The sequence below is a fragment of the Curtobacterium sp. MMLR14_002 genome, from assembly GCF_001864975.1.
Taxonomy (GTDB): Bacteria; Actinomycetota; Actinomycetes; order Actinomycetales; family Microbacteriaceae; genus Curtobacterium; species Curtobacterium flaccumfaciens.
This window is the reverse complement of the sequence record NZ_MJGT01000046.1, coordinates 27340-44836: the sequence shown is the minus strand read 5'-3', so window position 1 is coordinate 44836 and position 17497 is coordinate 27340. Positions and strand designations below refer to the sequence as shown.

The following is a 17497-nucleotide window of genomic DNA, read 5'->3' as shown; positions in this document are numbered from 1 at the left end:
CCGGCACCGAGGCGGCCTCGGTACGCTCCGGGGCATGTCCCGAGCACCGCGTCGCCCCGCCGTGGAGCCGGCTCCGTCCGGCGGCCGCCGGACCGGTGGGGTGGCCGTCACGATCGGACGGGAGGCCCTGGGCGGGCTGGTCGCGCTGGCCCTGGCCGTCATCGCCCTCCGCCACGTCGTCGCGACCGAGCGGGTGGCGTTGCTCTGGTACGACGGGGACTCGGTGCTGCTGCCGCTCGTCGAGCGCTCGCTGCAGGCCGGCCAGCCCTTCGAGTGGGCGATGTCGCCCGCACTGTTCTTCTTCCCCGAGCTGCCCGTGTACCTGTTCTGCTCGCTGGTGACCGGGACCCCGCAGCAGGCCCTGGCGCTGAACGGGGTGCTCGTGCTGCTCGCGGTCTACGCGCTGGTGCGGGCAGCCGCGAACGAACTGATGCCGTCTGCCGGGCGACCCGCGCGGATCGCGGTGTCGGCGGGGGCGCTCGGCCTCGTCACGCTGCTGGTGCTCACCGAGTCGTCGGCGACCGCGACCTCGCTCGAGCTGGCGTCCCTGCTGCTCACGACGACCTACTACTACGGCGCCGTGCTGGCGGTGCTCGGCACCGCGGTGCTGGTGCTGCGGGCGGTGCGCCTCGGCCGGGCGTCGGTGCCCCTGCTCGTGGTGCTCGGACTCGTCGCCGCGTGCACGACCGCGTCGAACCCGCTGTACGTGCCGTGGTCGGCGGCCCCGGTGGTCGTCACCCTCGGGCTCCTGGTCCTGGCACGGCGGGTGCCGTGGCGCCCCGCTGCGCTGCTCGCCGGTGCCGTCACGGTCGGATCGGTCGTCGGGTACCTGGTGCGGATCCCGCTCCGGCCGTTCGTCTCCCTCGACCCGGCGACGTACGTCCAGCCGTCACGGGCCGGCGAGACCCTGCGGTTCTTCGCGGCGCTGACCGACGACCGGGCGGGCACGGCACCGGGCGACCTCGGGCTCCTGCTGCTGTTCGCCGGAGTGCTCGTCACCGTCGGCGGCACGGTCTGGGCCTGGCGGGTCCGCACCGCACGCACCGTGCTGGTCGCGACGCTGCTGCCGCTGGTGACGGTCGTCGCCGTGTCCGTCGGCGTCGTCGTCGCCGGGTCCGAGACCCCGCGCTACCTGCAGCCGATCGTGACCGCACCGCTGCTCGCACTCGTCGCCGTGGCCGAGCTCACCCGCACCGCGGTCCGCCGCACCCGCGTGCACCGCCCGCACCGCGGGGTCCGGGCGGGGGTGGCGGTCGCGATGGCCGCCGTCCTCGCGACCGGGATCGCCGTGGCGCCCGGCACCGCCCACGCCGTGTCGACCGCGCGGTACCCGGCGGCCGCGTGCCTGGACCGCTGGGCCGACGGGCGCCAGGTCACGGGCGTCGGGCAGTTCTGGACGGTCCGGCCCCTCGCCACCTACGCGGCGGCGAACGTCGGGCTGCTGCAGGTCCGCGACACCTTCGAGACGTACCCGTGGCTCGTCGACCTCGGCGCCTACCGCGACGCCGACCCGAGCTTCGTGGTGGTCGGGTCGCACGACCTCTGGACCACCGCGGTCGAGGACTCCCTCGGCCCCCCGGCGACGATCACCCACTGCACCGGGTTCGACGTCTACGACTACGCCGGCACCGCCGGGCAGGCGATCCTGCGGCGCGACGTCGTCGGGAGCGCCGACGTCATCCGGCGCGACCGCGGCTTCTGATCCACTGCTGAAGTTGTCCACAGCGGCGCGTTGCCGTCCGATGCTCGCTGTACGGATGTATAGGCTCGTGCTCGATGTCTCGTCCCACCAGCCCCCGCGCCCACCGTGTCCCCGTGCGCCTGCGCCTCGCCGTCACCGGCCTGGCACTCGCGGGCCTCGTCGGCACGGTCATCGCCGACGCTCCGGCCGCCCAGGCGGTGACCTACCCCACGTGGGACGAAGTGAAGTCCGCCCGCGGCAAGGAATCCGCGAAGCAGGGGCAGATCACCGAGATCCGGGGCATCATCAGCGAGCTCGACGCCAAGGTCGAGGCTGCCGAGGCGAAGGCGCAGAAGCTCGGCGACGTGTTCTACAAGGCACAGCGCAAGGCCCAGACCGCGGCCGAGAAGGAACAGCAGCTCCGCGCCGACGCCAAGGACCACGCGAAGGTCGCCGACCAGAGCGCCGCGCAGGCCGGGCAGTTCGCCGCGCAGATGTCCCGCTCCGGTGGCGCCGACGTCACCGCCTCGGTGATCACCCAGGGCGAGGACGCCAGTGACCTGCTCTACAACCTCGGTGCGCTGAGCAAGCTCTCCGAGCAGGCCGAGCGCGTGCAGGCCGCCGCGAGCGCCGACGCCGCCGTCGCCAGCTCGCTCGAGGCACAGGCCGACCGCGCCGCCGAAGCACTGGGCGACCTCGCTGCCGAAGCCGAAGACCGCATGCAGGAAGCCCAGGCGGCGTCCGACGCCGTGCAGGCCGCCTACGACGAGCAGCAGTCGAACAAGGCCCGACTCGACGCCCAGCTCGCGACCCTGACCTCCGGCCGCGTCCGGACCGAAGCCGAGTTCGCCAAGGGTGAGCGCGTCCGCAAGGCGGCGGAGGAGAAGGCCGCACGCGAAGCCGCAGAGCGCGCAGCCGCCGCGCAGCGAGCAGCCGCCGCACAGGCCGCCGCGAACTCCGGCGGGGGCGCTCCGTCAGGCGGCGGCGCGACCGGCAGCAGCGGCTCGGGTGGCGGCGGTTCCGTCGGCGCGGGCTCCGGGACCGGCTGGGTCCGGCCGGCCAGCGGCTACGTCATCAGCCCCTACGGGTACCGCGTGCACCCGATCACCGGCGTCGTCACCATGCACGAGGGCACCGACCTGGCGAGCGGCTGCTACACGCCCATCGTCGCGGCCTCGGCCGGCACCGTCGACTACGTCGGCTGGTACGGCGGCTACGGCAACTACGTCCGCATCAACCACGGCGGCGGCGTCCAGACCGCGTACGGCCACATCGTCGACGGCGGCTTCCGGGTCGCCACCGGGCAGCAGGTCTCCGCGGGGCAGCTCATCGCGCTCGTCGGCTCCACCGGGGCGTCGACCGGCTGCCACAGCCACGTCGAGGTGCACATCAACGGCGCCACCACCGACCCGGTGCCGTTCATGTCCGCGCGCGGAGTCGCCTTCTAACCGACCGGCCCCGACTCTGGGTCGTCGATCCCGTCGTCGCCGGCGTTCCACAGCGCCCGGTACCACGCGGTGCGCTCCGGGTCGTCCGGCAGCCCGTAGGCCCGGTGGAACAGCGGCTCCCACCCGGGTCCGTAGTTCCAGCCGAGGGCCATCGTCGCCACCGCGATGTCGGCCCAGCGGTCCGCGACCCCCATCGCGTCCAGGTCGACGTGCCCGCTCCACCGCCGGTCCGCACCGATGAGCGTGTTCGGCGTGCACGGGTCGCCGTGACAGACGACGATCCGGTCGGTCGCTGGCTCCGGACCGAGACCGCCCGGGCCGCGCTCGGCGTCGGCGGCAGCGTCGGCGCTCGTCCCACGCGCGCGATCGAGCCGGTCCGCCGTGGACCACGTGAACGGGCAGTCGTCGACGGGCAACGCGTCGTGCAGCGCGCGCAGGCCCTCGCCCACGGCGACCACCGCGGTCCGGGGTTCGTCGTGCCAGCGCGGGTCGACGGCACTCCACCCGGGCACGGCACGGGTGTGCAGCCAGACGCCGGCCTCGTCGGCGCCGTGGTCGAGCACCTCGGGGACCCGGGCGTACCGGGACGCCCACGTCAGCCGCTCGGCTTCGCCGCCGATCCACGAACCGTAGGCGCGCGGCAGCACCTTCACGAACTCCTCGGCGTGCGCGTCCGGTCCGATGCGGAACGTCGTCCCGCCGATCTGGTTGTGCCAGACGAGCGCGACCTCACGCCCTCGCGCGACCTCGGTGACGATGCGCGGCACCGGGACGGTCTCACCCGGCCGGGGCAGCCCACCGATCGAGCGCACCACGGTGACGCTCAGTGCACGCGGTCCGGGCGGGACGACCCCGACCCACCACGGGCGATCTCGAGCAGCACGGGCAGGCGTTCGCCGAGCAGGGCGTCCAGGTCGGCGACCACGGCCTCGACCCGTTCGGTGATCTCCCGCGGCGCGGCCCCTCGGCGCGGACGGACCCGCACCCGGATCGCCCGACCACCACGGACCCGGTAGACGTCGACGGCGAGGGAACCGACCTGGGGCATGTCGCCGATGGCCGAGGAGAGCGCGTGCTGCACGGCCGTGGACTCGATGCGGACCGAGCCGGCGACGCCGTCGGCCGAACCGTCGCTGTCCACGACGGTGCTCTCGCGGCCACCGCCGAGCGTCGTCAGCACGACGAGTGCGAGCACGCCGAGCACGACGCCACCGCCGAGCACGCAGGTCCACGCGAACACCGAGTCGTCACGCGACGCCCCGGTGCCGAGTCCGGCGAGGGCATCGCCGACCGTGCGCCACCACGATGCGACGAGGGGCAGGCCCTGCGCGGTCTGCACCAGGATCGCGGCGACCCCGGCGACGAGCAGCACGAGTCCGAGCACGACGAGCGCCGTCCGGCCGAGCGCGCGGTTCGTGGCGTTCATCCGTCCACCCGTCCGGTCGGCTGCACCCGGACCCGCGCGGCCAGCGTCGGCTGCGCGTCGATCGCGGCGAACTCCCGCTCGACGGCCTCGGTCGCGGCGACCGCGGGGACGTCCACCCCGGCTGCGGGACGGAGCACGACGTCGACCGTGCGGCGGCCGACGGTGCCCACGGCGGCGTCGGCGCCCAGACGGGTCGCGGATCGGGCGGCACGGGCCGCAGCGGAGGCCAGGACCTCGTCGTCGACGACCACTGCGAGCCGGTCGGACGACATCACGTGCCGCGGACGGCGCTGGGGCAGGATCCCCTGCAGCAGGAGGACGAGGCCGATCAGGGCCACGACGGCGCCGATGCCGATCACGATGGTGGTGTCGAGGCCGTCCGGCGCGGCGAGGGCGGTGTCCACGACGGCACGGGGGTCGACACCGAGCACGTTCTGGTCGAGCAGGACGAGTGCGCCGGCGAAGACCGCGGCGGCGGCGAGCACCAGGGCGATGAGCATCGCGACGACGACGGCGCCGGAGCGGGAGACGTGGGTCTCGCGGCGCAGCAGGCGGCGGTGGGTGGCGAGGTGGTCGTCGTGCGACGGGCTGGCCGGGACGACCGGATCGGGGCTGCCGCCGGCGGGGTCGACGGCTGTGGCGGCGGTCACCGGACCCTCCGCGGGGTGTCCACGACCGACGACGCGAAGGTCACGGTCACGCGGGCGACCTGTCGGCCGGTGATGGTCCGGAAGCGCTCGGCGATCGTGCCGCGAGCGCGGTGCGCCGTGGCGACGACCGGTTCGTCGGGGAGTGCGTGCGAGCCCAGCACCGGCAGGACGAGCGGGGCGGTGATCTCGACCGCCAGCGCGCCGCGACCGTCGTCCGCGACCCGGGCACGGACCTCCCGGAAGGCAACGCGCAGCGCTTCGGCGGCGACCGCCTGGGCGGTGTGCACCAGCGCGGACGTACCGATGCGGTCGGAGCCGCGGAGCCGGACGCCGCTGTCGCCGGCCGTGGCGACGGCGGCGTCGCTCACGACGAGCTCCGGCGTCCGCGCAGCACGTCGAGCAGGCGGCGGAAGTCGACGTCACCCGTGACGATGCGGGCGACCAGTGCGCCGACCGCCATGCAGACGGCGACGACCACGAACGCCCAGAACCCGAGCGTCACGGCGACGATCGCGAGCAGGGCGCCGGTGCCCATCCCGACGACGGTGGCGTTCACCGGACTCGACCGTCCCGGGTGTCGAGCTCGTCCGCGACGCCGTTGAGCGCCGGGATGTTCACGTCGTTGATGGCGATGTTGACCTCGGTCACCTCGAGGCCGACGAGTTCGGTGACGGCGTTCGTCACGGCGGCGCGGACCGCGGAGGCGACCTCCATCATCGGCGTCGGGTAGTCGACGACGATCGTCAGGTCGACGGCGACCTGGGTCTCGCCGACCTCGACGCGGACGCCCTGACCGAGCGCGCTCGAGCCGATGGCGTCGCGGATGGCACCGAACGCCCGCGAGGCGTTGCCGCCGAGCGCGAAGACGCCGGGGACGTCGCGAGCGGCGATGCCCGCGACCTTCGCGACGACCGTGTCGTCGATGATGGTCCTGCCCTTGGCGGTGACCTGCGTCGTGGTCGTGCCGGCGGGCTGGGCGCTCCCGGCCCCGGTGCCGAGCGTGGCTCCGGTCGTGGTCCCGGTCGGGGTCCCGTCGACGCGGTTGGTCGTCGATGCCATTGCTGCCTCCGTGCGGTCGATTGCTGGCCTCCAGCGAACACCATCGTGCCGTACGCCGCACAGGCGGCGCACGTGCCGACCTCGTCGTCAGTCGGCACCGGTAGGTTCTTGTTCCATGCGCGTGGCGACCTGGAACGTGAACTCCGTCCGCACCCGAGTGGGTCGGATCGTCGACTGGCTGGTGCGTGAGGACGTCGACGTCCTCGGCATGCAGGAGATCAAGTGCAAGCCGGAGCAGTTCCCGGTCGAGCAGTTCGAGGCCGCGGGGTACCACGTCGAGGCGCACGGCCTGAACCAGTGGAACGGCGTCGCGTTCGCCAGCCGGCTGCCGATGGAGGACGTCACCCGCGACTTCCCCGGCCAGCCCGGGTTCCTGAAGGGCCACGAGGGGCCGGACCTGCCGGTCGAGGCCCGCGCGATCGGCGTCACCGTCGACGGCGTGCGGCTCTGGAGCCTCTACGTCCCGAACGGCCGCGAGCTCGGCGACCCGCACTACACGTACAAGCTCGACTGGCTCGCCCAGCTGGCCGACCGCACCTCGGAGTGGATCGAGGCGTCGCCGGAGACCCCGCTCGCGCTGATGGGCGACTGGAACGTCGCACCGCTCGACCAGGACGTCTGGGACATGCGGGTCTTCGAGGGGTCCACCCACGTCAGCGACCCCGAGCGGGCCGCGTTCCGCGAATTCGAGGCGCGGGGTCTGCAGGATGTCGTCCGCCCGATCGTGCCCGACGGCTACACCTACTGGGACTACAAGCAGCTGCGGTTCCCGCGTAACGAGGGCATGCGCATCGACTTCGTCCTCGGTTCGCAGGCCTTCGCGGACGTCGTCACCGACGCCTCGATCCACCGGAACGAGCGCAAGGGCGACGCCCCGAGCGACCACGTCCCCGTGGTGGTCGACCTCGACCTGGACACGTCGCTCGACGACGACCGCCCGATGATCTTCTGATCGGAGTCGGGTCACCGCTCCCGTCCGGCCCGGCCCGGCCCGGGATCGGCGCCCGTCCGACCCTGTTACGCCCGGCGTCCGCCGTGATTGAGCCGTCCGTCACGCCGACGTAGGTTTCCTGCACCGAACCCCTTCGAGAGCAGGTGAAGCCATGTCCCGCACGACGATCCTTCCCATCCAGCGCCTCATGGCGACCGCGGCCCCCGGTGCATGGCGCGACGGCATCGTCGTCGAGACCCGCGCAGCCGACGCCGTGGTGCTGTTCCTGGACGGGAGCATCACCCAGCTGCGGGTGGCGGACGCCGACGGCGTCTTGTCGGTCGGCGAGCCGGTCGCCCACCACCCGGTCGCGGAGATCCTCAGCGCCGGCGGTCGACAGACCACCGCACGCGTCGCGTAGCGGCCACGCGTCGCGGAGCGCGCACGGAGCGGGTCAGGCCGCCATCGAGTCGAGCATCGCCTGGCACTTCGACACCATCTCATCGCAGGCCATGGCGCAGTACCGGCACGACTCGTCCATGTCCTGGTGCTGGCGGCACTCGGCAGCACACGCGGTGCCCATCGCGACGACGGCCATGAGCATCGCCTGCATCGCGGCGGTGTCCATCCCCATCGGACGCATCATCATCCGCATGCCGGTGTCGGCGAGCATCGCGGTGTTCGAGCACATCGCGGCGCAGGTGGCCATCTCGCCGCCCATCCGCATGTCGGCCGCGGAGCACATCGTCGCCGACATCGACGCGGCGTTCATCGCCATCATCGTGTCCTGCATCATGTCCATGTCCATCTCCATGGGCATGTCCGTCATCGACATGTTCTGCATCATCGCCATCGTGTCCATCGCCGGTCTCCTCGTCGTGGTCATCGGTCACGAGGCGGTCCGCCCCGCGTGCCCGCCAGGGTACGCGCGTGCCGTCCGCGCTTCGTGAGCAGGAATGGTCGAGTCGGCGGACGCGACCCGACCTTTCCTGCTCACCATCCGCGGTGGTCGCCACCACAGCCGGACGGGAGGCCCGGTGCACCCCCGCCACGGGCCTCCCGTCCGCCCGTGGCGGCGCGTCCACGGCGCGGAAGACGCCGGCGTGTCCGCGGGACGCCCGCAAGAGCGCGAGACGCCGCCGAATGCGGCGGCGTCTCGGCGACATCGAGGCGTCTCGACAACACGACGGCGTCTTCCGGACGGCCACACGCCGGCGACGCGCGTCCAGGGCGCGCTACGGGTGCAGCAGGGCGGCGATCGCGACGAGCACGGGCACCGAGCCGAGCGTCGAGATGAGCACGACGTCGCGCGCCACCGGGACCGCGGCCCCGTACCGCTGCGCGTAGTTGAAGACGTTCTGCGCCGCCGGCAGGGCACCGAGGGTGGTGAGCACGAAGACCTCCTGGTCGCCGAGCCCGAACACGAACCGGGCGAACACGAACGCCACGGCCGGCATCACCACGAGCTTGATCGACGACGCCACGATGACGTCGGTCCGGATCGCCGGGTCCCGCAGCGGGGTCGCACCGTGCAGGCTCATCCCGAACGACAGCAGCACGACGGGCACCGCGGCCGCGCCGACGAGCGAGAACGGCTCGAGCACCGGGTCGGGCAGCGTGATCCCCGTCGCCGAGCACAGGAGCCCGACGAGCGAGGCGATGATGATCGGGTTCCGGAACGGCCCCGCGAGCCGCCGCCCCCATCCGCCGCCACCCGCGGTCGCAGCGTCGAGGATCGTCAGCGCGATCGGGGCCATCACGACGAGCTGCAGCAGGATCACCGGGACGACCGCGGTCGCCTGGCCGAGGACGTACACGGCCACCGGCAGCCCGATGTTGTTCGCGTTCACGTAGCTCGACGCCAGGGCGCCGACGGTGGTGGTGGTGACGGGGCGGCTCAGCACGAGGCGGAACACGGCGGCGGCACCGAGGGCGACCACGGCGGCGCTCAGCAGCGAGACCCAGAGCATCGAGGACAGCAGCGACGCGATGTCGGCGGTCGCGATGGTGTGGAACAGCAGGCACGGCATCAGCACGAAGAAGGCGAGCCGGCTCATCACGAACTGCGCGTGCGGACCCAACAGGCCGATGCGTCCGACGACGTACCCACCGGCGATGATCGCGCCGATGATCGCGAAGCCGGTCAACACGCCACCCATCCCGTCCATCCTGGCACCTGCCGGCGGTGATGTGACGTCACTCAGGTCGGAAATGCGTACGCATCGAATACCGTTGAGCGCATCATGACCTCGACGAACGCCGACACCCTCACCCGGTCCACCGACTCCAGCCAGCCGCTCGTGCCGCTGCTCGAGGAGCGCTGGAGCCCCCGCTCCTACGACGAGACCGCGACGATCTCGGACGACCAGCTCGACGCCGTCCTCGAGGCCGCTCGCTGGGCACCCTCGGCCATGAACTTCCAGCCCCGCCGCTTCATCGCCGGCCGCCGCGGCACCGAGACGTTCCGGAAGATCAACGAGAACCTGCTCGGCTTCAACGCCGCCTGGGCCTTCCGCGCCAGCGCCCTCGTCGTCGGCGTGCTCGAGACCGTGACCGCCGACGGCGAGGAGCGCCCCTTCGCGCAGTACGACCTCGGCCAGTCGCTCGCCGCCCTGACGGTGCAGGCGCACGCCGAGGGGCTGCACGTGCACCAGATGGCGGGCATCGACGCCGCCGGGCTCCGTGCCGCGTTCGACCTGCCCGAGCGCTTCCTGCCGTACACGGTCACGGCCGTCGGCACCGTCGCGAACCCGTCGCAGCTCGACGACAAGGCCGCCGAGCGCGAGGTCGCCCCGCGCACCCGCATCCCCCTCGACGAGGTCGTCCTCGTCAAGGAGTGAGCACCGGCGGCACCGCCGCCCGCGATCGCCACGACGGCCGCGTCCCTGCGGGGGCGCGGCCGTCGGCGTACCATGACATGACATGGATCAGCACCAGGACGACGCCCCGCCGGAGATGAACTTCTACACCCGGAAGTGGGTGCGACCGGAAGACCTCAACGCCAACGGCACCCTGTTCGGCGGCAGCCTGCTCCGCTGGATCGACGAGGAAGCCGCCGTCTACGCGATCATCCAGCTCGGCAACGGCAAGGTCGTCACGAAGTACATGTCGGAGATCAACTTCCTGTCCTCGGCGAAGGAGGGTGACATCGTCGAGATCGGCCTCGTCGCCACCCGGTTCGGCCGCACGTCGCTGACCATGCGGGCCGAGGCGCGCAACCTCTTCACGCACCGCAGCATCCTGACGATCGACGAGGTCGTGTTCGTGAACCTCGACGAGGACGGCAACCCGGCCCCGCACGGCTACACGGACATCACCTACGCGCGCGACCGGGTCCCCGCTACGCACCGCGCGTGACCCCGCAGACTTCGCGCAGCACCGGGGCGCCCTGTTGGTCGCACCCTGCGGCTGGTCGGCGGGCTCTGGCAGGATCGGGGGCATGACCACGCCCCGCCTCGTCGCCTTCGACCTGGACGACACGCTCGCCCCGTCGAAGTCCTCCCTCGACCCCCGCATGCTCGAGACCTTCGCGTCCCTGCTCGAGGTCGTGCCGGTCGCGGTCATCTCCGGCGGCAACTTCACCCAGTTCGAGCAGCAGCTCGTCACCCCGCTCCGGCAGCGCGACGGCCTGACGCTCGACGCCCTGCACCTGCTGCCCACCTGCGGCACCCGGTACTACCGCTGGGAGGACCAGGACTGGGCGCTGCAGTACGCCGAGGACCTCACCGACGAGCAGAAGGACCGCGCCCTCGCCGCGGTCGAGGCCCGTGCGAAGGAAGCCGGGTACTGGGAATCCGAGACCTGGGGCGCCATCCTCGAGGACCGCGGGTCGCAGATCACGTTCTCCGCCCTCGGCCAGTCCGCCCCGGTGGACGTCAAGAAGCAGTGGGACCCGACCGGCGAGAAGAAGGACCACCTGCGCCGCCTGGTGCAGCAGGACCTGCCCGACCTCGAGGTCCGCTCGGGCGGCTCCACCAGCATCGACATCACCCGCAAGGGCATCGACAAGGCCTACGGCATGCAGCGTCTGGCCGAGATCACCGGCATCGCGCTCGACGACATGCTCTTCGTGGGCGACCGGCTCGACCCCGAGGGCAACGACTACCCGGTGAAGGCGCTCGGCGTTCCCTGCCACGCGGTGCAGGGCTGGGAGGACACGGACGCGTTCCTGACGGAGCTCATCCCCACCCTGCGCTGACCGCGCGGCGGACGGGAGGCCCGTGGCGGGCCCGCACCGCGCCTCCTGTCCGTCCCCGGTCGCGTCCAGAGCCGCGAACGCGACCGACGCGGCCGGGCGCTCAGCCCAGGCTGCGGACGGCCTCGACGAAGGCGCGGATCTTGGCGGGGTCCTTGACGCCGCGCTCGGACTCGACCCCGCTCGACACGTCGACGCCGTCGGGGTCGAGCGCCTCGACCGCGGCGACCACGTTGGCCGGGGTCAGCCCGCCAGCGAGGATCCAGGCCTCGTCCACGCCCTCGATGGTGGCCGGGTCGATCAGGCGACCGCTGCCGGGCACGGCGGCGTCGAGCAGCAGCAGGTCGTGGTCGAACGCGGCGCGCTGCTCGGGCGTCTCGCGCAGGTAGTCCTCGGCCGCGATGGCCCGGATGGTGAAGAAGCCGGCGTCGCGCGCGCGGGCGAAGTCGGACGCCGACTCGCCACCGTGCAGCTGCAGCGTCGTGAGTCCGACCTCGGAGGCGATGCCCACGATCTCGTCGATCTTCTGGTCACGGAAGACCCCGACGGCGTCGATGCCGTCCGGCACCCGCTCGACGAGTTCCTTCGCCAGGTCGGCGGTGACGGTCCGGGGGCTGCCCGCCGCGAAGACGAACCCGACGGCGTCGGCACCCGCGTCGACGGCGGCGTCCACGGTGTCGGGCGTCGACAGGCCACAGATCTTGATCCAGCGCTGGTCGGTCATGCTGTCCATCCTGCCAGGGTGCTCCGGTGCCCGGAGCACGGAGCCGCCGAGCGGGTCAGTGCAGGGCGCCCGCGACGTAGGCGGCCACGCAGGCCGCGGTGACGCCGAAGGCCGCGAAGGACCCGACCAGGACGTTCCGCCGCCGCCAGCGCCGCACCGCCGAGAACGTGCCGCGCTTGGCGTGCCGGTGTGCGGCGCGGTGCATGCGGTGGTCACGCTGGTGCTTCACGCGTTCCGGACCGAGCGGCACCGGGCCGGTGATCTGGGTGGACCCGCCGCGCAGCGCGTTGGCGATGGCGACCGCCGTGGGCCGGCGCTCCGGATCGCGGGCCGTCATCCGGCTGAGCAGCTCGCGCCACTCGTCGGCGACGTCGTCCGGGATCTCGGGATCGCGGCGGAGCCGGGCGAGTGCGGCCTCGATCAGGGTGCCCGAGTACTCCTGCTTGCCGGTCAGCGCCTCGAGCAGGACGAGCCCGAGCGAGTACACGTCGGTGGCGAAGCTGATCGGTTCGCCGGCGACCTGCTCGGGGCTGAGGTAGGCGGCGGTGCCGATGACCGTGCCGTCGTTCGTCAGGCGGGAGCCGTCGACGAAGTGGGCGACGCCGAAGTCGGTGAGCTTGACCGTGCGGGCGAACCCGGACGAGCCCTCGTCGCTGATCAGGATGTTGGCGGGCTTCACGTCGCGGTGCACGATGCCGCGCGAGTGCACGTAGGCCAGGGCGTCGGCGAGCTGCGCACCGAGGTCGGCCACCTCGTAGTTGTGCAGGGCACCCTCGGACAGGCGGCGGAGCAGCGTCGTGTCGGCGATGAGCTCCATCACGATGAACCGGTGCGGGCCGTCCTCGAACTCGTGGGTGCCGGCGTCGTACAGCGGGATGAGGCCCGGGTGGGAGAGCATGCTGAGCAGCCGGATCTCGCGCTCCTGGCGGACACGGTCGGCGGTGGTCATCTTGTCCGGGGTCGCGAAGAGCTTCACGGCCACGGCCCGGTACGTGTGCTCGTCACGGGCTTCGTAGACGGATCCCATGCCGCCGGTGCCGATGAGCTTCACGAGCCGGTACCGCGCAGAGAGGACGGTGTCCGCCCGCGCGCTGTCCAGCAGGGTCATGGTGTCCGTCGTCCCGTCCGGAGCCCGTGGTTCCGCGGCCGCTGCCGGCGTGTGGGCTCATGGGAAACGGTACGCGTCCGACTCTCGATCCGCATGGCCGTTACGACATCGTGATCGCCGTACTTCCCTGATTTCCCGGGGATCGACGGGGTACAGTCCGACCTCCACCAGGACGAGGAATCGCGCAAGGAGGACAGCATGGCGTTGTCGAAGGGTGACGAGGTGCACTGGAACACCTCGCAGGGCAGGACGACCGGCACGCTCGTGCGCAAGCGGACGAGCGACTTCGAGTTCGACGGGCAGCACTTCACGCCGACCGACGACGACCCGTACTGGATCGTCGAGTCGGAGAAGAGCGGCAAGCAGGCCGCCCACAAGGAGTCGGCGCTGACGAAGGCCTGAGGCTCAGTCGCGGGCGGGCTCGGCGCGACGACGACCCCGGGCACCGCCCACGGCAGGGCTGCCGGCGGCGTCGTCGTGGTCGTCGTCGGGGCCGCCCGTACGCCGCTCGGCGCGGACACGGCGGACCCGGCGCACGACGAAGGTCACCACGACCGCGGCGATCGCGACGTAGAGCACGCGGTCGATCCACTCGGTGTACGCCTCGACCTGGTCGTACTGCGACCCGAACGCGGCACCGAGCAGCACGAGCGCGCTGTTCCAGATGCCGCTCGCGATGATCGTGAACACCGAGAACGTGCCGAGGTGCATGCGGTCGGCGCCGGCCGGCAACGAGATGAGGCTGCGGACGATCGGGACGAACCGGCCGAAGAACACCGCGCTCTTGCCGTGCCGGTGGAACCAGCCGGCCGCCTTGCGGAAGTCGTCCTCGTCGACGAGGGGCAGCTTGCCGAACCACCGCGTGGTGCGTTCGAACCCGATCTTCGCGCCGAGCCAGTACAGCACCAGGGCCCCGAGGTACGAGCCGATCGTCGCCAGCACCAGGACCAGGACCAGGTTCATCTGGCCGGCACCCGCGAGGAACCCGGCCAGCGGCAGGATGACCTCGGACGGGATGGGCGGGAACACCGTCTCGACGAAGAGCATCAGCCCGACGCCCCACTCCCCCAGCGCGTCGATCAGCTGCAGCACCAGGCCGGAGAGCCCGCCGAGGTCCGACGGAGCGGTGGAGTCGCCACTGGCGACGGTCATGGCACGGGCGGTCACGGCAGTCGTCATGCCCCCAGCATCCCTGAACGCCCTGTCAGGACCCGGCACGCTCCCTGGGTGTCAGCCGAGTCCCATGTGGGCGGACCGGACGTGTGCGAGCGACCGCGCGAGTGCACCCCGGGCGACGGCGTCGCGACCGACGGTCGACGGGGCGAACACCACCGGGTGCCGGAGCTGTGGCGTGACGATCTCGTCGAGCGCGGCGCAGAACACCTCGGCAGCCGGCAGGACCTCGCCACCGACGACGACGACCTCGGGGTCGATCGTCGTCACGAGCTGCACGACGCCGGGTGCCACGTCGGCCGCGAACGCACGGACGGTCTCGACGGCCGACACCGAGCCCTGGGCCGCCGCGGCGAAGACGGACTCGAGGTCCGTGCCGGACGGGATCCGGGCCTCCAGGCGGGCGGGTGCGGCGGGCCAGCCGGTCGAAGCGATGCCGCCCATCTCGCCGGCCGCACCGCGTGCACCGCGCGCCAACGAGCCGTCGACCACCAGGGCGGCACCGATCTGCCGACCCATCACCAGGTACAGGGCGTCCCGGACGCCGTGGAACCGCCCCCACCGCGCCTCGGCCGTGGCCGCCAGCTTGGCGTCGTTGTCGAAGAAGGTGGCGACCCCGGGGAAGAGGTCCTGGATCCGGCCGGGCACCCGCCGCTCGACCCACTCCGGCACCGCGACCGTGTAGTCGATCGCGCCGTCGCGGTCGACGACCGCCGGGACCCCGAACGTGGCACCGAGCACCGGCGCACCACCGGCGGAGCCACCGACCGTGCCACCGACGGACGCCGTCAGCCGACGGACGACGTCCTGCACGCTCGACCAGGCCTGTTCGGCGTCGGCGAGGTCGGTGTAGCGCTCCTCGACGCGTGCGAGCGTGACGCCGCGCAGGTCCGCGCGCACGCCGACGATCCCGTGCAGGCCGAGGTCCACGCCGAGCACGGAGCCGGCCGACGCGTCCGCGGCGAAGCGCTTGGCGCGACGACCGGCCTTGTTCGGGGTGGCGATCGCCTCGGCCTCGGTCACCCAGCCCTCGTCGACCAGGTCGGCGAGCGCCGCCTCGACCGTGGGGCGGGAGAGTCCGACCGTGCGCCCGAGCTCGGTGACCGTGCGGGAGACGTCATCGCGCAGGAGCTCGTCGAGGATCGCCCGCGAGTTCATCTGCCGCAGGACGCCGGGGGTCGTCCCCACGACACCGGGGGTCGTTGACACGGTCTGCTCCACGGTCATAGCCTCCACATTACGAAAGATCATTGAGGAATGGTGGCTCCGACATGCTCGTCCCACGACCGCGCCGCACCGCTCCCGGTGTCGGGGCCTTCGCGATCACCCCGTCGACCCGGATCGCCGCCGACCCGGCGAGCGAGTCCGTCCGACTGTACCTGCAGCAGACCCTGCGGGGATCGACCGGGCTGCCGGCGCGGGACGCCCTCGACGACACGGCACCGGGGACCGGCACGATCGCGCTGCGCGTCGCCGACGACCCGTCCCTGCCCGCGGGCCCGACGACGCCGGAGGGCGACCGGGCGGAGTCGTTCCGCCTCACGGTGACGCCGGACGGCATCGACGTCGTCGGCGGTTCGCCCGCCGGGGTCTTCTACGGCGTGCAGGCCCTGCTGCAGCTGCTGCCCCCGGACGTCTACCGCCGCGGCCGGGTCGCGACCGGTCCGTGGTCCGTCCCCGCCGTGGTCGTCGAGGACGCCCCCGCCTTCGCCTGGCGCGGCGTGATGCTCGACGTCGCCCGGCACTTCCGGACGAAGCACGAGGTCATGCGGGTGGTCGACCAGCTCGCCGCGCACCGGATCAACCGCCTGCACTTCCACCTCACCGAGGACCAGGGGTGGCGCATCGAGATCCGGAAGTACCCGCGCCTGACCGAGGTCGGGTCCTGGCGTCGGGAGTCCCAGGTCGGCGCGCACGTCCCCGGGCCGGACGGCACACTCGTCGTCGCCGGGTTCGACGGCCGCCCGCACGGCGGGTACTACACGCAGGACGACGTCCGCGAGATCGTGGCCTACGCGGCCGACCGGTTCGTCACCGTCGTCCCCGAGATCGAGACCCCCGGGCACGTCCGCGCGGCACTGGCGGCCTACCCGTCGCTCGGCGTCACGGGCGAAGCGGTCGAGGTGTGGACGGAGTGGGGCATCGCCGACGACGTCCTGAACGCCGAGGACGCCACGATCGACTTCTTCAAGGACGTCCTGGACGAGGTCATCGCACTCTTCCCCTCCGGCTACATCGGCATCGGCGGCGACGAGTGCCCGAAGGTGCAGTGGGAGACCGACCCGCGCACCCAGGAGCGCATCCGCGAGCTCGGGCTGCAGGACGAGGAACAGCTGCAGGCCTGGATCATCGGACAGCTCGCCGCACACGTCGAGTCGCACGGCCGGCGGGCGTTCGGGTGGGACGAGATCCTCGAGGGCGGCACGCTCGACCCCTCGGCGACCGTGGTCTCCTGGCGCGGGCTGACCGGCGCACGGACCGCCGCCCGCCGCGGGCACGACGTCATCTCGTCGCCGGACGACCAGGTGTACCTCGACTACCGCCAGAGCGACCTGTCGACCGAGCCGATCCCGGTGTCGATCGTGCTCACCGTCGACGACGTCTTCGCCTTCGACCCGGTGCCGTCGGGGCTCACCGACGACGAGCGCGCCCACGTCATCGGCGGCCAGGGCAACATGTGGACGGAGCACGTCGACTCCGCCCGTCGGCTCGACTACCAGCTCTTCCCCCGCGTCGCCGCCCTTGCCGAGGCACTGTGGTCGGCCGACGTCACCGGGCCGCGCGACCTCGCCGAGTTCCGCGGACGCCTGGCCGAGCACACCGCCCGGCTCGAGGCCATGGGCATCGAGTACCGGCACGAGGCCGGGCCGTTCCCGTGGGAGCAGCGGCCGGGCGTGCCGGGGCGCCCGCACTCGCGCGAGGAGCGTGCGGCGTACATCGACGCGGTGACGGCGAACATCGCCGAGTAGCACGCGTCGCGCGGTCGCGACACCCCGCGCGGTTCCGCCGAGCGGTCAGGTTCCGACGCGTGGGTGCCACGCCAACGACGCGACGTGACCGCCCGACGCGCGGCCGGCGGTGCGTCGCGACCACACGACGGAC

The 17497-nt window shown here is 72.6% G+C and carries 22 protein-coding genes; 10 read left to right on the top strand and 12 right to left on the bottom strand.

Annotation, left to right across the window (positions count from 1 at the left end; all coding sequences use genetic code 11):
* The first annotated feature begins 34 nt into the window (after nt 1-34).
* Nucleotides 35-1702 carry a hypothetical protein gene (locus BIU91_RS04205; protein ID WP_139196580.1) on the top strand — a complete coding sequence of 556 codons (1668 nt, stop codon included), beginning with the start codon at nt 35-37 and terminating at the stop codon, nt 1700-1702.
* A 74-nt stretch (nt 1703-1776) separates the two neighbouring features.
* Entirely contained in the window at nt 1777-3129 is a 1353-nt protein-coding gene (locus BIU91_RS04200; RefSeq protein ID WP_071404346.1) for a M23 family metallopeptidase, read from the top strand.
* Here the strand turns inward: BIU91_RS04200 and BIU91_RS04195 are convergent.
* Genes BIU91_RS04195 through BIU91_RS04170 form a run of 6 tightly spaced genes read right to left on the bottom strand, consistent with a single transcriptional unit; the run spans nt 3126 to nt 6264 of the window.
* Complete coding sequence (locus BIU91_RS04195; RefSeq protein WP_084740543.1) at nt 3126-3944, bottom strand: aminoglycoside 3'-phosphotransferase; 819 nt, start codon at nt 3942-3944, stop codon at nt 3126-3128. The genes BIU91_RS04200 and BIU91_RS04195 overlap by 4 nt on opposite strands.
* Nucleotides 3945-3952: 8 nt before the next feature.
* A complete protein-coding gene (locus BIU91_RS04190) occupies nt 3953-4555 on the bottom strand; it encodes a hypothetical protein (protein ID WP_071404345.1) in 603 nt (200 codons plus the stop codon).
* Nucleotides 4552-5205, bottom strand: coding sequence for a hypothetical protein (locus tag BIU91_RS04185; protein WP_071404344.1), 654 nt, complete (start codon nt 5203-5205; stop codon nt 4552-4554). The genes BIU91_RS04190 and BIU91_RS04185 overlap by 4 nt, the downstream gene beginning before the upstream one ends.
* Nucleotides 5202-5573 (bottom strand): hypothetical protein, encoded by a 372-nt coding sequence (locus BIU91_RS04180; RefSeq protein ID WP_071404343.1) that lies wholly within the window; start codon nt 5571-5573, stop codon nt 5202-5204. The genes BIU91_RS04185 and BIU91_RS04180 overlap by 4 nt, the downstream gene beginning before the upstream one ends.
* A complete protein-coding gene (locus BIU91_RS04175; protein ID WP_027464859.1) occupies nt 5570-5761 on the bottom strand; it encodes a DUF2273 domain-containing protein in 192 nt (63 codons plus the stop codon). Before BIU91_RS04175 ends, BIU91_RS04180 begins: the two co-directional genes overlap by 4 nt.
* Complete coding sequence (locus BIU91_RS04170; RefSeq protein ID WP_071404342.1) at nt 5758-6264, bottom strand: Asp23/Gls24 family envelope stress response protein; 507 nt, start codon at nt 6262-6264, stop codon at nt 5758-5760. Before BIU91_RS04170 ends, BIU91_RS04175 begins: the two co-directional genes overlap by 4 nt.
* Before the next feature lie 115 nt (nt 6265-6379).
* Here BIU91_RS04170 and BIU91_RS04165 point away from each other — a divergent pair, with 115 nt between their 5' ends.
* Both BIU91_RS04165 and BIU91_RS04160 read left to right on the top strand, forming a co-directional pair.
* Nucleotides 6380-7216 carry an exodeoxyribonuclease III gene (locus tag BIU91_RS04165; protein ID WP_071404341.1) on the top strand — a complete coding sequence of 279 codons (837 nt, stop codon included), beginning with the start codon at nt 6380-6382 and terminating at the stop codon, nt 7214-7216.
* 151 nt (nt 7217-7367) lie between these two features.
* Nucleotides 7368-7616: a hypothetical protein gene (locus BIU91_RS04160; protein ID WP_027464862.1), complete on the top strand. Its 249-nt coding sequence runs from the start codon at nt 7368-7370 to the stop codon at nt 7614-7616.
* Between the two features lie 33 nt (nt 7617-7649).
* Here the strand turns inward: BIU91_RS04160 and BIU91_RS04155 are convergent, their stop codons facing one another.
* Nucleotides 7650-7997, bottom strand: a complete 348-nt coding sequence (locus BIU91_RS04155; RefSeq protein ID WP_253183684.1) for an aldehyde dehydrogenase — start codon at nt 7995-7997, stop codon at nt 7650-7652.
* On the opposite strand from BIU91_RS04155, the gene BIU91_RS18820 reads away from it, so the two are divergent.
* Complete coding sequence (locus BIU91_RS18820; RefSeq protein ID WP_171907773.1) at nt 7996-8145, top strand: hypothetical protein; 150 nt, start codon at nt 7996-7998, stop codon at nt 8143-8145. The genes BIU91_RS04155 and BIU91_RS18820 overlap by 2 nt on opposite strands.
* A gap of 285 nt (nt 8146-8430) precedes the next feature.
* Here BIU91_RS18820 and BIU91_RS04150 read toward each other — a convergent pair whose 3' ends face one another.
* The gene (locus tag BIU91_RS04150; RefSeq protein ID WP_071404339.1) at nt 8431-9354 is read right to left on the bottom strand and encodes an AEC family transporter; all 924 of its coding nucleotides are present in this window, start codon (nt 9352-9354) and stop codon (nt 8431-8433) included.
* A gap of 84 nt (nt 9355-9438) precedes the next feature.
* Here BIU91_RS04150 and BIU91_RS04145 point away from each other — a divergent pair, with 84 nt between their 5' ends.
* The 3 genes from BIU91_RS04145 (at nt 9439) to BIU91_RS04135 (ending at nt 11393) form a co-directional block, all read left to right on the top strand.
* A complete protein-coding gene (locus BIU91_RS04145; protein ID WP_071404338.1) occupies nt 9439-10035 on the top strand; it encodes a nitroreductase family protein in 597 nt (198 codons plus the stop codon).
* A gap of 82 nt (nt 10036-10117) precedes the next feature.
* Nucleotides 10118-10552, top strand: coding sequence for a hotdog domain-containing protein (locus BIU91_RS04140; protein WP_017886352.1), 435 nt, complete (start codon nt 10118-10120; stop codon nt 10550-10552).
* Between the two features lie 82 nt (nt 10553-10634).
* Nucleotides 10635-11393, top strand: a complete 759-nt coding sequence (locus BIU91_RS04135; RefSeq protein ID WP_071404337.1) for an HAD-IIB family hydrolase — start codon at nt 10635-10637, stop codon at nt 11391-11393.
* 100 nt (nt 11394-11493) lie between these two features.
* Here the strand turns inward: BIU91_RS04135 and BIU91_RS04130 are convergent, their stop codons facing one another.
* Complete coding sequence (locus BIU91_RS04130) at nt 11494-12114, bottom strand: phosphoribosylanthranilate isomerase (protein ID WP_071404336.1); 621 nt, start codon at nt 12112-12114, stop codon at nt 11494-11496.
* A 55-nt stretch (nt 12115-12169) separates the two neighbouring features.
* A complete protein-coding gene (locus tag BIU91_RS04125; protein ID WP_071246475.1) occupies nt 12170-13222 on the bottom strand; it encodes a serine/threonine-protein kinase in 1053 nt (350 codons plus the stop codon).
* Nucleotides 13223-13420: 198 nt separating this feature from the next.
* Here BIU91_RS04125 and BIU91_RS04120 point away from each other — a divergent pair, with 198 nt between their 5' ends.
* Complete coding sequence (locus BIU91_RS04120) at nt 13421-13624, top strand: DUF2945 domain-containing protein (RefSeq protein WP_071404335.1); 204 nt, start codon at nt 13421-13423, stop codon at nt 13622-13624.
* Between the two features lie 3 nt (nt 13625-13627).
* On the opposite strand, the gene BIU91_RS04115 is transcribed toward BIU91_RS04120, so the two are convergent.
* Complete coding sequence (locus tag BIU91_RS04115; protein ID WP_253183683.1) at nt 13628-14401, bottom strand: DedA family protein; 774 nt, start codon at nt 14399-14401, stop codon at nt 13628-13630.
* 51 nt (nt 14402-14452) lie between these two features.
* Entirely contained in the window at nt 14453-15604 is a 1152-nt protein-coding gene (locus BIU91_RS04110) for an ROK family transcriptional regulator (RefSeq protein WP_171907774.1), read from the bottom strand.
* Between the two features lie 62 nt (nt 15605-15666).
* Between BIU91_RS04110 and BIU91_RS04105 the strand changes: the two genes are divergently transcribed.
* Nucleotides 15667-17364, top strand: a complete 1698-nt coding sequence (locus BIU91_RS04105) for a beta-N-acetylhexosaminidase (protein WP_071404332.1) — start codon at nt 15667-15669, stop codon at nt 17362-17364.
* The last annotated feature ends 133 nt before the right edge of the window (nt 17365-17497 follow it).

Coding starts and splice junctions, on each gene's coding strand:
- BIU91_RS04205 (WP_139196580.1), top strand. CDS start 35: ATGTCCCGAGCACCGCGTCGCCCCGCCGTGGAGCCGGCTCCGTCCGGC.
- BIU91_RS04200 (WP_071404346.1), top strand. CDS start 1,777: ATGTCTCGTCCCACCAGCCCCCGCGCCCACCGTGTCCCCGTGCGCCTG.
- BIU91_RS04190 (WP_071404345.1), bottom strand. CDS start 4,555: ATGAACGCCACGAACCGCGCGCTCGGCCGGACGGCGCTCGTCGTGCTC.
- BIU91_RS04170 (WP_071404342.1), bottom strand. CDS start 6,264: ATGGCATCGACGACCAACCGCGTCGACGGGACCCCGACCGGGACCACG.
- BIU91_RS04165 (WP_071404341.1), top strand. CDS start 6,380: ATGCGCGTGGCGACCTGGAACGTGAACTCCGTCCGCACCCGAGTGGGT.
- BIU91_RS04160 (WP_027464862.1), top strand. CDS start 7,368: ATGTCCCGCACGACGATCCTTCCCATCCAGCGCCTCATGGCGACCGCG.
- BIU91_RS18820 (WP_171907773.1), top strand. CDS start 7,996: ATGTCCATCTCCATGGGCATGTCCGTCATCGACATGTTCTGCATCATC.
- BIU91_RS04155 (WP_253183684.1), bottom strand. CDS start 7,997: ATGGACATGATGCAGGACACGATGATGGCGATGAACGCCGCGTCGATG.
- BIU91_RS04150 (WP_071404339.1), bottom strand. CDS start 9,354: ATGGGTGGCGTGTTGACCGGCTTCGCGATCATCGGCGCGATCATCGCC.
- BIU91_RS04145 (WP_071404338.1), top strand. CDS start 9,439: ATGACCTCGACGAACGCCGACACCCTCACCCGGTCCACCGACTCCAGC.
- BIU91_RS04140 (WP_017886352.1), top strand. CDS start 10,118: ATGGATCAGCACCAGGACGACGCCCCGCCGGAGATGAACTTCTACACC.
- BIU91_RS04135 (WP_071404337.1), top strand. CDS start 10,635: ATGACCACGCCCCGCCTCGTCGCCTTCGACCTGGACGACACGCTCGCC.
- BIU91_RS04130 (WP_071404336.1), bottom strand. CDS start 12,114: ATGACCGACCAGCGCTGGATCAAGATCTGTGGCCTGTCGACGCCCGAC.
- BIU91_RS04125 (WP_071246475.1), bottom strand. CDS start 13,222: ATGACCCTGCTGGACAGCGCGCGGGCGGACACCGTCCTCTCTGCGCGG.
- BIU91_RS04120 (WP_071404335.1), top strand. CDS start 13,421: ATGGCGTTGTCGAAGGGTGACGAGGTGCACTGGAACACCTCGCAGGGC.
- BIU91_RS04115 (WP_253183683.1), bottom strand. CDS start 14,401: ATGACGACTGCCGTGACCGCCCGTGCCATGACCGTCGCCAGTGGCGAC.
- BIU91_RS04105 (WP_071404332.1), top strand. CDS start 15,667: ATGCTCGTCCCACGACCGCGCCGCACCGCTCCCGGTGTCGGGGCCTTC.